A 12701-nucleotide genomic window follows, 5' to 3' on the forward strand; every position below is an offset into this window, starting at 1 on the left:
TCCTTGTTGATCGCCACGATCGTCTTCGAGGTCTGCATACCGGCACGGTGCTGGATCGCACCCGAGATGCCGGACGCGATGTAGAGCTGCGGCGAGACCGACTTGCCGGTCTGGCCGACCTGGTTGGTGTGCGGGTACCAGCCGGCGTCCACCGCGGCGCGGGAGGCGCCGACGGCCGCGCCGAGGGAGTCGGCGAGAGCCTCGATGATCGAGAAGTTCTCCGCGCCGTTGACGCCACGGCCACCGGAGACCACGATCGCGGCCTCGGTCAGCTCCGGACGGCCCGTCGACTCACGCGGCGTGCGCGCGGTCACCTTCGTGCCCGTCGCCTTCTCCGAGAAGGACACGGAGAGGGCCTCGACCGCACCGGCGGCCGGAGCGGCCTCCACGGCGGCCGAGTTCGGCTTGACCGTGATGACCGGGGTGCCCTTGGAGACACGGGACTTGGTGGTGAAGGACGCGGCGAACGCGGACTGCGTGGCCACCGGACCCTCGTCACCCGCCTCCAGGTCGACCGCGTCGGTGATGATGCCCGAGCCGATGCGGACGGCGAGACGGGCGGCGATCTCCTTGCCCTCCGCGGAGGAGGGGACCAGCACGGCGGCCGGGGAGACGGCCTCGACGGCAGCCTGAAGGGCGTCGACCTTCGGCACGACCAGGTAGTCGGCGTACTCGGCGGCGTCGTGCGCGAGAACCTTGACCGCGCCGTGCTCGGCGAGCGCGGCGGCGGTGTTCTCCGCACCGGAACCCAGCGCGACGGCGACCGGCTCGCCGATGCGGCGGGCCAGGGTCAGCAGCTCCAGGGTGGGCTTGCGGACGGCACCGTCCACGTGGTCGACGTAGACGAGAACTTCAGCCATGGGATTGCTCTCCTGCTTGGATGAGTTGAGGGGCGGTCAGCGACTGCTGGGCTCAGATGAACTTCTGGCCCGCGAGGAACTCAGCGAGCTGCTTGCCGCCCTCGCCCTCGTCCTTGACGATCGTGCCGGCGGTGCGCGCCGGACGCTCGGCAGCGGAGTCGACCTTGGTCCAGGCACCCTCGAGGCCGACCTCGTCCGCCTCGATCTCCAGGTCCTCCAGGTCCCAGGACTCCACCGGCTTCTTCTTGGCCGCCATGATGCCCTTGAAGGAGGGGTAGCGAGCCTCGCCCGACTGGTCGGTGACCGACACGACGGCGGGAAGCGAGGCCTCCAGCTGCTCGGAGGCGGTGTCGCCGTCACGGCGGCCCTTGACCACGCCGTCCTCGACGCTCACCTCGGACAGCAGCGTCACCTGCGGCACGCCCAGGCGCTCCGCCAGCAGGGCGGGGACCACACCGGCGGTGCCGTCCGTGGACGCCATGCCGGAGATCACCAGGTCGTAACCGGCCTTCTCGATCGCCTTGGCCAGCACCAGCGAGGTACCGATGACATCCGTGCCGTGCAGGTCGTCGTCCTCCACGTGGATCGCCTTGTCCGCGCCCATCGACAGCGCCTTGCGCAGCGCGTCCTTGGCGTCCTCCGGACCGACGGTCAGCACGGTGATCTCGGCGTCGTCCGCGTCCTCGGCGATCTGCAGCGCCTGCTCGACGGCGTACTCGTCGAGCTCGGACAGCAGGCCGTCCACGTCGTCACGGTCGACGGTCAGGTCATCGGCGAAGTGCCGGTCGCCAGTGGCGTCGGGCACGTACTTCACAGTGACAACGATCCTCAAGCTCACGCCGGCTCTCCTACTGCATCGTCATTTCTGGGCTGCCTGCTTTCAGGCAGCATAGGCGCCTGAAGCGGCCGATCCCGGTCGGGGCGGCCTGCGCTCCGAACGAAATATTACTCGTCAGTACACCCACCGGGCGCACACTAAGCAAGCGCTTTGGACTGTGACCTTGGCAACGCTGCGTAACCGGCGGGTAGAACCGGCGAGTAGCACCAACGGGTAACTCTCTGCCCCGGGATCGCCCGCTCAGTCCCGCAGGCCGTTGAAGCGACCCTGGTGGTACACGAGCGGACGGCCCGGGCCCGAGTGGTCGCCGACGACGACCTCGGCCAGCACGATGCGATGGTCTCCCGCGGGCACGCGCGCCACGATCCGGCACACCAGCCAGGCGAGCACGTCGTCCAGGACGGGCACCCCCTCCGGGCCCTCGCGCCACCGGGTGGGCGCGCCGAAACGGTCCGCGCCGCTCTTCGCGAAGGTGGCCGCCAGCTCCTGCTGGTGTTCGCCGAGCACATGGACCCCGACATGACCGGACTCGGAGATCGCGGGCCAACTGGAGGCTCCGGTGCCGACCCCGAAGGAGACGATCGGGGGCTCGGCGGAGACCGAGGTGAGCGAGGTGGCGGTGAAGCCGACGGGTCCCGAGTCGCCGGCCGCCGTGATCACGGCCACTCCCGCGGCGTGTCGCCGGAAGACGGAGCGCAACAGGTCGGGGGAGGCGAGCCGAGCGGTACCCAGGTCGGGCGTGGCCGTCATGGAGTTGTCCTTCTGCGGGAGTGACGTGGGAGTCCCCCCGCTCGCGCGAAGCCGGGAGTGAGGGGTGGGGCCGTGACTGCTCAACAGTCCGGACAGCACGCACTCGCGGTGCGGGCCAGGTCCACGTGGACGCGCTCGAAGAGAAGGAGTTCCGGGGGCATACGGTCAGGCTGACGATAGGTGGTGCGTGCAGTCAAGTGCGTCCCGTCATCTGGGAGATGCGTCACCATGATCGTCACGGCCTCAGACGGCCTCCCCCAGCGCGGCGATCACATCGGCCTTACGCGGCTGGCCGGTGGCCCGTCGGACGATCCGCCCCTGCGCGTCGAGCACCAGCACGGTGGGGGTCTTGAGGATGTCGAGCTCGCGCACGAGGTCCAGGTGGTCCTCGGCGTCGATCTCGATGTGCGTCACGCCGGGGACCATGTGCGCGACCTCGCCGAGGACTCTGCGGGTCGCCCGGCAGGGGGCGCAGAAGGCGCTGGAGAACTGGACGAGTGTGGCCCGTTCACCGAGCCCCTCCCCCAACTCCGCCGCGCCGAGCCTCTTTCCGCCGTCGCGCCCGCGCACTCTCACCCTCCCGCTCCGCCGCCGATGCAGCACTCCGTACGCGCTCGCCGCCGCGAGCACCACCACGCACACCACAAGTCCGGTCATCGTCTGCACAAGCATTCACGAGACCGCAAAGATTCCCGGCCCCTCGGATCGCCTCCGGTGCGGAATGCTTGATTCATGGACATCGATGTGAGGGGACCGCGCTTCGGCGCGGCCGTGACGGCCGTCGTTCTGGCGGTGGTGCTGATCACCGGGAGCGCCTGGCTGCTGGCCTGGCAGACGCTGGCGTTCGCGCTCGGGGCGGCGGGCGGGGTGGGCCGCTCTCCGTACGGCTGGCTCTTCCGGCGCGCCGTGCGCCCCCGGCTCGGGCCGCCGACGGACTTCGAGTCGCCCGAACCGCCGCGGTTCGCACAGGCGGTGGGGCTCTTCTTCGCGATCGTCGGACTCGCCGGCTACGCGATCGGACCGGAGTGGCTGGGGCAGGCGGCGACCGGTTGCGCGCTCGCGGCCGCCTTCCTCAATGCCGCATTCGGGTACTGCTTGGGCTGCGAGATGTACCTGGTCATACGGCGGGTCACGGCACGCGCGGAGTAAAGGCGGGTTAAAAGTCCGAGGTGGAACTGACGATGGACGTGACGAGAATCTCGCCGCCTTCCGGCACCAGGACTGGCCCCTCGCCCGTTCTTCGGGCACGATCTGCGCAATGCCGTAAACCTACGGCTGCGTAACTTCCCGCCGGGAGACCCCTTCCCTGGCAGAGAGAAGGGTCCACCGCCTCCATGGCAGAGCTTGTCTACCGTCCCGTCGTCGGTCTCGCCAAAACGATGTTCAAGGTCTGGGATCTCAAGATCGACTGCAAGGGATCGGAGAACATTCCGCGCTCGGGCGGCGCCGTGCTGGTGAGCAATCACATCAGCTACCTCGACTTCATCTTCGACGGCCTGGCCGCGTTGCCGCAGAAGCGCCTGGTGCGTTTCATGGCGAAGGAGTCCGTCTTCCGACACAGGATCTCCGGCCCGCTGATGCGCGGGATGAAGCACATCCCGGTCGATCGCAAGCAGGGTGAGACGGCGTATCAGCACGCGCTGGAGTCGCTGCGCTCCGGCGAGATCGTCGGTGTCTTCCCCGAGGCGACCATCTCGCAGTCCTTCACACTGAAGAGCTTCAAGTCGGGTGCCGCGCGCATGGCCCAGGAGGCCGGCGTCCCGCTGATCCCGATGGCCCTGTGGGGCACTCAGCGACTGTGGACCAAGGGCCACCCGCGCAACTTCAAGCGCAGCCACACCCCGGTCACGATCCGGGTCGGCGAAGCGGTGGAGGCCCCCAAGGACCAGTACGCGGGGGCCATCACGCGGCGGCTGCGTGAGCGCGTCCAGGACCTCCTGGAGGCCGGCCAGCGCGCCTATCCCGTGCGACCCAAGGGCGCGGACGACACCTGGTGGATGCCCGCCCACCTCGGCGGCACGGCACCGACCCCCGAGCAGGTGCGCGCGGCCGAGGCCCGCTGAATCGTCACTCCGGGGCGTGCACGGTGATGCGCGCCCCGGGGCTGAACTTCTCCAGGAGCTCGGCGAGTTCGGCTCCGGCGCTCTCGACGTCGGCGACCGGCATCGGCGCGAGGCTCTCCAGCAGGAAGAGCGCGGAGACGGACTCCTCGGTGAGCCTGGTACGCGGCCCCTGCCGCCAGTTCCACCGGCGGCAGGTCACGCCCTCGTCGTCGCACCACACCACCTCACCGGCGTCGGGGTGTTCGACGACCTCCGCGCCGCCCGCCACAGTGACGAAGTCCTCGTCGCCCCTGGCGCGCACGAGACGCATCGCGCCCCGGATGCGGTCGGTGTCCTCGCCTCCGACGGGAATCAGACGAGCAACGCTGACGGCGTTGTAGAGGTCCACCAGCACGTTGATCCGGGGCAGACCGGAGTCGGCGAGTGCGCGCCGCGCCAGCGCCTCCGCCGAGTTGCGGGTGCGGGAGGGCTTGGAGCCGAACGCCGTGTAGATGTCGCGCCAGGCCGCCATGTGCGGGTCCTCGTGCGGGGATCGGCCGTCCAGCCGTCGGGCCAGCCGCCGGCCGGCGTCGTCGAGGAGCGTCGAAGTCGCCTCGGTGCTCGGCCCGTTGACCAGTCCGTGGGCCTCGACGGCGACGTGGGTGAAGCCGGGCGCGAGGGCGCGCACCTCGTCGGACACCGTGAGCGTGGGAGTCATCGTCTGCCTTGCCTCAGAGTGCGGTGGGGAGCGTCTTCCACAGGGCCGGCCGGTCGGGTGCGGCCTTCAGGACGTCGAGCACGACCGGATGAGGTTCAGCGTACAACACTGGATAGTCCAACTCATTGGACTCGGGGTCGGGCGTGAAGGCAAGCCGCTCACCGTCCAGGGAGAACTGGGCGTCGACACCGGGCTTGTTCCCCCGGGGATCCTGCCGGTGCCACGCTCCGTCGAACCGGACGGCGACGAGCCCGTGCACCTCCTCGAACCGCTGATAGCAGAACCCGGTGGGGATGTCCTCGGCCCGCAGCAGCGCGGCCAGGGCGTGAGCCTTGGCGAAGCAGATGCCGGTGCGCCGCTCCAGGACGTCGGAGGCGCGCCAGGTGACCCGGAGATCGCCCGAGTCGTGCGAGTGCGGAATGGTGTCGCGTACGAACTCGAAAGCCGATCGCGCATAGTCATACGAGTCGGTGGCATCCTTGGCGAGTAGCGCCGCCGTCTCGCGCACCCTCGGATGATGGTGGTCTACGACATCATCGGCAGCCAAGTAGGCGGAAAGATCTGTGGTGTTCTGGATCAGCTCCATGCGCGCAGAGCATAGGAATGCGGCCACCCGAGCGTCAATGACTTTTCGGGTGACCGCATATCTATGCACCACTTGGGGGCTGCCTGCCGGATGCTGCCTACTGGTGGGCCATCTCCTCCTTGAGGGCGGCCACGAACCGGTCGACGTCCTCCTCGGTCGTGTCGAAGGCGCACATCCAGCGGACGTCCCCCGCCGCCTCGTCCCAGAAGTAGAAGCGGAAGCGCTTCTGCAGCCGCTCGCTGACCTCGTGCGGCAGGCGCGCGAAGACCGCGTTGGCCTGCACCGGGTAGAGGATCTCCACACCGTGCACCGCGCGCACGCCCTCGGCCAGGCGCTGCGCCATCTCGTTGGCGTGACGGGCGTTGCGCAGCCACAGGTCCTTGGCGAGCAGCGCCTCCAGCTGGACGGAGACGAAGCGCATCTTGGAGGCGAGCTGCATGGACAGCTTGCGCAGGTGCTTCATGTGGCTGACGGCGTCCTGGTTCAGGACGACGACGGCCTCACCGAACAGCGCGCCGTTCTTCGTGCCGCCCAGCGACAGGATGTCGACGCCGACCGCGTTGGTGAACGTCCGCATCGGGACGTCCAGTGCGGCGGCCGCGTTGGCTATCCGGGACCCGTCCAGGTGCACCTTCATGCCACGGGCGTGCGCGTGGTCACAGATCGCGCGGATCTCGTCGGGCGTGTAGAGCGTGCCGAGCTCCGTGCTCTGGGTGATCGCCACCACCTGCGGCATGGCGCGGTGCTCGTCCTCCCAGCCCCAGGCCTGCTTGTCGATCAGTTCCGGGGTGAGCTTGCCGTCGGGCGTGGGCACGGTGAGCAGCTTGAGGCCGCCCATGCGCTCGGGGGCGCCGCCCTCGTCGACGTTGATGTGCGCGCTCTCCGCGCAGATCACCGCGCCCCAGCGGTCGGTGACCGCCTGGAGCGCGACCACGTTCGCGCCGGTGCCGTTGAAGACCGGGAAGGCCTCCGCGGTCGCCCCGAAGTGGCTGCGGACGATCCGCTGGAGGTTCTCGGTGTAGTCGTCCTCGCCGTAGGCGACCTGATGGCCGCCGTTGGCCACGGCGAGGGCGGCCATCACCTCCGGGTGGGCCCCGGCGTAGTTGTCACTGGCGAAACCGCGGACCTCCGGGTCGTGGTGACGACGCGCATCGGTCCTGGGAGGGTTCACGGCTTCTCGGTCAGCCACAGACGCTTTCCGTTCACTTCGGCGGCGGGCTTGCTCCAGACCCCGGCGATGGCATCGGCCAGGTCCTTGACGTCCGTGAAGCCCGCGAACTTCGCGTTGGGACGCTCGGCGCGCATCGCGTCGTGCACCAACGCCTTGACCACCAGGATCGCAGCCGCGGATGTCGGCCCCTCGGCGCCCCCGGCCTTGCGGAAGAAGTCGCCCATGGCCAGCGTCCACGCCTCGGCCGCGGCCTTCGCGGCGGCGTAGGCGGCGTTGCCCGCGCTGGGGTTGGTGGCGCCGGCGGCGCTGATCAGAACGTACCGACCGCGGTCGCTGAGCTGGAGCGCCTCGTGGAAGGCCAGCGAGGTGTGCTGCACGGTGCGGACGAGCAGCAGCTCCAGGAAGTCCCAGTCGTCGAGGCTCGTCTTGGTGAAGGTCTCGCTGCCGCGCCAGCCGCCCACGAGGTGCACGAGCCCGTCGACGCGCCCGAACTCCTTCTCGATGTGCGTGGCCCAGTCACGCGTGGACTGCAGGTCGAGCAGGTCGACCGGCTCACCGGTGACGGTGGCGCCGCCCGACGCGTAGCGTGCCGCGTCCACGGCCTCGGCGAGTCGCTCCGGGTCGTTGTCCGCCCCGACGACGGTCGCCCCGGCCTCGGCCAACCTCAGCAGCGTCGCCCGGCCGGCGGGTCCGCCCGCGCCAGCCACCGCGATCACCGCACCGCTCAGTGCCCCGTTCCCGTTCCCCATCTTCGCCTCCTGGTGAGCGATGTTCCCGGCGCGGTCGCTCACGCGGCGACCCGCTCGGCGCTGTCCGCGGTGATGCCCTTGGTGGCGGCGATCACGTTCTTGAGCTTCTTGGACAGTGCCTCATAGAACATGCTCAGCGGAAACTCGTCCGGAAGCACGTCGTCCACGAGCTTGCGCGGGGGCTGGGAGAGGTCCAGCGCGTCGGGGCCCTTGGCCCAGCGGGAGCCGGGGTGCGGGGCGAGGTAGGTGGAGACCAGGTCGTAGGCCTTGAACCAGTGGACGAGCTTCGGGCGGTCGATGCCGGCCCGGTACAGGTCCTCGATCTCGGCGCACAGCTGGTTGGTGACCTGCGGGGCACGCTGCCAGTCGATGTGCAGCTTGTTGTCGGTCCAGCGCACGACGTCGTGCTTGTGCAGGTAGGCGAAGAGCAGCTGACCGCCGAGGCCGTCGTAGTTGCGGACGCGGTCGCCGGAGACCGGGAAGCGGAACATCCGGTCGAAGAGCACGGCGTACTGCACGTCACGGCCGTGCGCGTTGCCCTCGGCCTCCAGTTTCACGGCCTCCTTGAAGGCGGTGAGGTCACAGCGCAGCTCCTCCAGGCCGTACATCCAGAACGGCTGGCGCTGCTTGATCATGAACGGGTCGAAGGGCAGGTCGCCGTGGCTGTGGGTGCGGTCGTGGACCATGTCCCACAGCACGAAGGCCTGCTCGCAGCGCTTCTGGTCGTGGACCATGGCCGCGATGTCCTCGGGCAGCTCCAGGCCCAGGATGTCCACGGCCGCGTCGGTGACGGCGCGGAAGCGGGCGGCTTCGCGGTCGCAGAAGATGCCGCCCCAGGTGAAGCGCTCGGGCGCCTCGCGCACCGCGATGGTCTCGGGGAAGAGAACGGCTGAATTGGTGTCGTAGCCCGCGGTGAAGTCCTCGAAAGTGATGCCGCAGAACAGCGGATTGTCGTAGCGCGTGCGCTCCAGTTCGGCCAGCCAGTCGGGCCACACCATGCGCAGGACGACCGCTTCGAAGTTGCGGTCCGGGTTGCCGTTCTGCGTGTACATCGGGAAGACGACGAGGTGCTGGAGGCCGTCCTCGCGGCTCGCGGCGGGCTGGAAGGCCAGCAGCGAGTCGAGGAAGTCCGGCACCTCGAAGCCGCCGTCGGCCCAGCGCCGGAGGTCCTTCACGAGCGCCTCGTGGTACTCGGCGTCGTGCGGCAGCAGCGGGGCGAGCTGCTCGATGGCCTCCGTGGCACGGCTCACGGCCGCCTCCACCTGGGCCGCCTCGGGGGCGTCCTCGGCGTCGAGGTCTATGGAGCCGTCCTTGGACTGCCAGGGGCGGATCTCCTCCACGGCATCCTTGAGCACGGGCCATGCCGGGTGCTCCACCACCCTGCCCACGGGAGGAACCCGCTCCTCCGTACCCACCTGCACAAGAATTTCCGTCATGTCCCACCTTCCACGGGAGAACCTCGCGTATGGACACCGTATGTAAGCGAGGTTCCTTCCCGCAAGAGGAGACTCGGGAGATTATCCTGCGCCACCCCCATCATCACCGTTCTTTTTCCTGTCGGACACCGTGCGGGCGATTACTTCCACCACGCGGCGCTGGGCGGTCCGGGCGTCCTCGAGGAGTTCGGGGAAGCCGAAGAACCCGTGGAACATCCCCGGGTGCACGCTCTCCGTCACCCGCACACCGGATGCCCGGAGTTTCGCGGCGTACGCACGGCCCTCGTCGTGGAGGAGGTCGAAGCCCGCGGTGACGACGTGGGCGGGCGGCAGACCGTGCAGGTCGGCCACCAGGGGCGAGGCGTGCGGGTGCGCCCGGTCGCCGTCGGCCCCGAAGTACTGCTCGGCGAACCAGCGGCCGTGGGCCGGCGTGAGGAAGTAGCCCGGGCCGCCCCGGCCCGGCAGTTCCGTGCGCGGCCGGACGTCGGTCGCCGGATAGACGAGCACCTGGAGCGCCAGTGCGGGGCCGCCCCGGTCGCGGGCGACGAGCGCGGCGACGGCCGCCAGGTTCCCGCCCGCGCTGTCGCCCGCGACGACCAGCGCGCCCGGGTCACCGCCCAGTTCGCCGACGTGCCGCGCGGCCCAGCACAGCGCGGCGTACACGTCGTCCACGGCGGCCGGGAAGCGCGCCTCGGGCGCGAGCCGGTAGTCGACCGACACCACGGCCGCGTCGGCGTCCCGGCACAGGGCCCGTGCGACGGGGTCGTGGGAGTCCAGATCCCCGATGACCCAGCCCCCGCCGTGCAGGAAGACGACGGTGGGGCGGGGCGCCGACGGCCGGGCCCGGCCCTCCGCCGGGGCGGGCCGACGAGACGGTGGCAGGTAGATCCGTACGGGGATGTCCGGGGCGCCCTGCGGCCCCGGTATCGCACGGTCCTCGACCGAGCCGACGGCCGGCGGCTCGAACGGCCAGGCGGGCGCGGCGGCGAGCAGGCGGCGGGCCTCGGCCGCATCCGTGACGCCACCCCCGAGGTCCGGGAAGTGGAGCCTGATGGCGTCGAGGAGGACGAGGACGTCGGGCGCGGGTTCGGTGGGCATCACGGTTCCTCTTCGGGGCGGTCGGGCCCGGGCCGATCGGGTACCGGGCGGTCGGGTACCCGGCGATCGGGTTCCGGGCGGTCAGGATCGGGGCGGCCGGGGGAAGTCGCCGTACGCGCTGCCGTCCACCGGCAAGCCCTCACGAATGCCCACCGGTGTTCACAGGCGGCCGCGGACGGTCGCCGACTGTCATCGGTTTTCACGGCTCGCACGGTTTTCACTCGGCTTGCACGGCTTGCACGGCTTGCATGGCTTGCATGGCTTGCGCCACTGGCACGGCCGACACCGATTGCGCGGTCCCGGGCCTTCCATTGGCAATGAACATGACTAGTCGTCAGGCCTTCGGGCCGCAAGACGTCCCCGGTCAACCACCGGAGGACTCGCCCACTCGCGAGTGACCCGATCGGGCGGAAAGAGGCCGTACCCCTGCCGACCACCCCCATTGCCCCGTGTACGAACGGGTACACGGGGCGGCGGGACCATTAGGCTGCGGAGTCGCGTGGGCGGCCCCGTCGCCACCACGCGCGAGCCGAGCCGCCGTCGACGGAAGCGAGTCGAATCTTGAACTTCCTCACCATCGGTCATCGTGGAGTGATGGGTGTCGAACCCGAGAACACTCTCCGTTCCTTCGTCGCCGCCCAGCAAGCGGGCCTCGACCTGATCGAACTCGATCTGCATCTGAGCAAGGACGGCGCTCTCGTCGTCATGCACGACGCCGAAGTGGACCGTACGACCGACGGCTCGGGGCCGATCGTCGAGATGACGCTCGACGAGCTGCGCGCCCTGGACGCGGGGCGCGGCGAGCGCGTCCCCGTCTTCGAGGAGGTCCTGGACGCGGTCGCCACACCGCTGCAGGCCGAGATCAAGGACGTGGCGGCGGCCAGGGCGCTGGCCGAGGTCATGCACCGGCGCGACCTGGTCGGACGGGTCGAGGTGTCGTCGTTCCACGACGAGGCGATCGCCGAGATCGCCCGGCTCGTGCCCGGCGTGCGTACCGCCCTCATCGCGAGCCGGTACGGCATCGATGTCGTGGAGCGGGCCACGGCCGTCGGCGCCGCGACCGTGTGCCTGAACATCCGCAGGCTGACGCTGGAGGTCGTCGAGCACGCCCGCAAGGCCGACCTGCGGATCATCGGCTGGGTCGTGAACACCCAGGAGCATCTGCGACTGGTGCGCGCGCTGGAACTGGACGGCGCGACCACGGACTACCCCGAGATCAAGCGCACCGGCCGCTTCACCGCGTGACCGCCACCGCGCGGCCCACGGCCCGGTCGTGACGTCACGACCGGGCCTGGAAACTCCGGCTCGACGGACGCGGCCCGGCCGTCCGCGCGTGCCACGACACGGCCCGCGTCAGACGAGCGGCTTGACCAGCAGCTCGAACTGGAGGTCGTCGCGCTGCGGGATTCCGAAGCGTTCGTCGCCGTACGGGAAGGGCGTCATCCTCCCCGTACGGCGGTAGCCGCGCCGCTCGTACCAGGCGATGAGGTCGTCGCGCACCGAGATCACCGTCATGTGCATCTCGCTGATCCCCCAGGTCTCGCGCGCGGTCCGCTCCGCCTCGGCGATGATCACCTTGCCGAGGCCGCCGCCCTGGAGCCCGGGACTGACCGCGAACATGCCGAAGTAGGCGTGGTCACCGCGGTGTTCGAGCTGGCAGCAGGCGACGATCGCGCCGTCCCGCTCCACGGTCAGCAGCCGGCTGTCGGGCGCCTTGACGACGGCGAGCACGCCCTCGGGGTCGGTCCGCTGACCTTCGAGGATGTCCGCCTCCGTGGTCCAGCCGCCCCGACTGGCCTCCCCGCGGTACGCCGACTCGATCAACGCGACCAGGGCGTCCACGTCACCGTCGGTGGCGTCGCGGAAGGTGAGTCCGGTGGAGGCGGCGGTGTCCATGGAACGTATCTCCGTTCGGTGGCGCGGCTGAGGCACCGACGAGCCTAACCCTCCCCTACGCTCCTGCTGCATGGTGCATGTACTGAGCAGCCGAACCCTCCTGCGCCCCACCGACCCGGAGCGCTCCCGCACTTTCTACGGCGAACAGCTGGGTCTGGACGTCTACCGGGAATTCGGCACGGGCCCCGAGCGCGGCACCGTCTACTTCCTCGGCGGCGGCTTCCTGGAGGTCGCCGGGCGCTCCGAGACCCCGCCGTCCCCCGCGCTCAAACTGTGGCTGCAGGTCGCGGACGTGGCGGCGGCCCACGAGGAGCTCACCGCGGCCGGGGTCGAGGTGGCGCGCCCGCCGGTCCGGGAGCCGTGGGGGCTGATCGAGATGTGGATCGCGGACCCGGACGGCACGGAGATCGTGGTCGTGGAGGTCCCCGGGGACCATCCGCTGCGCTACCGGCCCTGAGTGCCGTACGACGCTCCCGGTACGCGCCGCCCGCCCCGCCCTCCGCCGGCTCGGGCGGGCGGCGCCGAGGGCTGAGGGGGCGCGGAGCCTGCGGAGGGCA

Annotated in this window: 16 protein-coding genes; 4 read left to right on the forward strand and 12 right to left on the reverse strand. The window is 70.2% G+C overall.

Annotated features, from left to right (window positions below):
• The 5 genes from ABEB03_RS13660 to ABEB03_RS13675 all read right to left on the reverse strand — a co-directional run.
• The coding region (locus ABEB03_RS13660) for an electron transfer flavoprotein subunit alpha/FixB family protein (RefSeq protein ID WP_345647062.1) at positions 1–860 on the reverse strand (860 nt) is incomplete at its 3' end.
• A gap of 52 nt (positions 861–912) precedes the next feature.
• On the reverse strand, positions 913–1698 hold the full coding sequence (locus ABEB03_RS13665) for an electron transfer flavoprotein subunit beta/FixA family protein (RefSeq protein WP_028799665.1): 786 nt from the start codon (positions 1696–1698) through the stop codon (positions 913–915).
• Positions 1699–1938: 240 nt separating this feature from the next.
• Complete coding sequence (locus tag ABEB03_RS13670) at positions 1939–2448, reverse strand: flavin reductase family protein (RefSeq protein WP_345647069.1); 510 nt, start codon at positions 2446–2448, stop codon at positions 1939–1941.
• Between the two features lie 80 nt (positions 2449–2528).
• Positions 2529–2678, reverse strand: coding sequence for a putative leader peptide (locus ABEB03_RS45335; RefSeq protein ID WP_359504052.1), 150 nt, complete (start codon positions 2676–2678; stop codon positions 2529–2531).
• Positions 2679–2691: 13 nt separating this feature from the next.
• Positions 2692–3105, reverse strand: a complete 414-nt coding sequence (locus tag ABEB03_RS13675) for a TlpA family protein disulfide reductase (protein WP_345647072.1) — start codon at positions 3103–3105, stop codon at positions 2692–2694.
• A 75-nt stretch (positions 3106–3180) separates the two neighbouring features.
• Here ABEB03_RS13675 and ABEB03_RS13680 point away from each other — a divergent pair, with 75 nt between their 5' ends.
• Positions 3181–3597 (forward strand): DUF4395 domain-containing protein, encoded by a 417-nt coding sequence (locus tag ABEB03_RS13680; protein ID WP_345647075.1) that lies wholly within the window; start codon positions 3181–3183, stop codon positions 3595–3597.
• A gap of 185 nt (positions 3598–3782) precedes the next feature.
• Positions 3783–4511, forward strand: coding sequence for a lysophospholipid acyltransferase family protein (locus ABEB03_RS13685; RefSeq protein ID WP_345647078.1), 729 nt, complete (start codon positions 3783–3785; stop codon positions 4509–4511).
• Positions 4512–4515: 4 nt separating this feature from the next.
• Here ABEB03_RS13685 and ABEB03_RS13690 read toward each other — a convergent pair whose 3' ends face one another.
• The 6 genes from ABEB03_RS13690 to ABEB03_RS13715 all read right to left on the reverse strand — a co-directional run bounded on the left by ABEB03_RS13690 (position 4516) and on the right by ABEB03_RS13715 (position 10248).
• Positions 4516–5208, reverse strand: a complete 693-nt coding sequence (locus tag ABEB03_RS13690; protein WP_345647081.1) for a B3/B4 domain-containing protein — start codon at positions 5206–5208, stop codon at positions 4516–4518.
• Between the two features lie 13 nt (positions 5209–5221).
• Positions 5222–5794 carry a transglutaminase domain-containing protein gene (locus tag ABEB03_RS13695; protein WP_345647084.1) on the reverse strand — a complete coding sequence of 191 codons (573 nt, stop codon included), beginning with the start codon at positions 5792–5794 and terminating at the stop codon, positions 5222–5224.
• Positions 5795–5891: 97 nt separating this feature from the next.
• Positions 5892–6965: a threonine aldolase family protein gene (locus ABEB03_RS13700; protein WP_345647086.1), complete on the reverse strand. Its 1074-nt coding sequence runs from the start codon at positions 6963–6965 to the stop codon at positions 5892–5894.
• Positions 6962–7714: an SDR family oxidoreductase gene (locus ABEB03_RS13705; RefSeq protein ID WP_345647089.1), complete on the reverse strand. Its 753-nt coding sequence runs from the start codon at positions 7712–7714 to the stop codon at positions 6962–6964. The genes ABEB03_RS13700 and ABEB03_RS13705 overlap by 4 nt, the downstream gene beginning before the upstream one ends.
• Before the next feature lie 38 nt (positions 7715–7752).
• Complete coding sequence (locus tag ABEB03_RS13710) at positions 7753–9150, reverse strand: DUF6421 family protein (RefSeq protein WP_345647092.1); 1398 nt, start codon at positions 9148–9150, stop codon at positions 7753–7755.
• 81 nt (positions 9151–9231) lie between these two features.
• Positions 9232–10248, reverse strand: a complete 1017-nt coding sequence (locus ABEB03_RS13715) for an alpha/beta hydrolase (RefSeq protein ID WP_345647095.1) — start codon at positions 10246–10248, stop codon at positions 9232–9234.
• A 561-nt stretch (positions 10249–10809) separates the two neighbouring features.
• Between ABEB03_RS13715 and ABEB03_RS13720 the strand changes: the two genes are divergently transcribed.
• Positions 10810–11493, forward strand: coding sequence for a glycerophosphodiester phosphodiesterase (locus ABEB03_RS13720; protein ID WP_345647098.1), 684 nt, complete (start codon positions 10810–10812; stop codon positions 11491–11493).
• A gap of 108 nt (positions 11494–11601) precedes the next feature.
• On the opposite strand, the gene ABEB03_RS13725 is transcribed toward ABEB03_RS13720, so the two are convergent.
• Positions 11602–12144, reverse strand: a complete 543-nt coding sequence (locus ABEB03_RS13725) for a GNAT family N-acetyltransferase (protein WP_345647101.1) — start codon at positions 12142–12144, stop codon at positions 11602–11604.
• 70 nt (positions 12145–12214) lie between these two features.
• On the opposite strand from ABEB03_RS13725, the gene ABEB03_RS13730 reads away from it, so the two are divergent.
• A complete protein-coding gene (locus tag ABEB03_RS13730; RefSeq protein ID WP_345647104.1) occupies positions 12215–12601 on the forward strand; it encodes a VOC family protein in 387 nt (128 codons plus the stop codon).
• Positions 12602–12701 lie beyond the last annotated feature (100 nt).

Source organism: Streptomyces siamensis (assembly GCF_039543605.1).
In the GTDB taxonomy this organism is placed as follows: domain Bacteria; phylum Actinomycetota; class Actinomycetes; order Streptomycetales; family Streptomycetaceae; genus Streptomyces; species Streptomyces siamensis.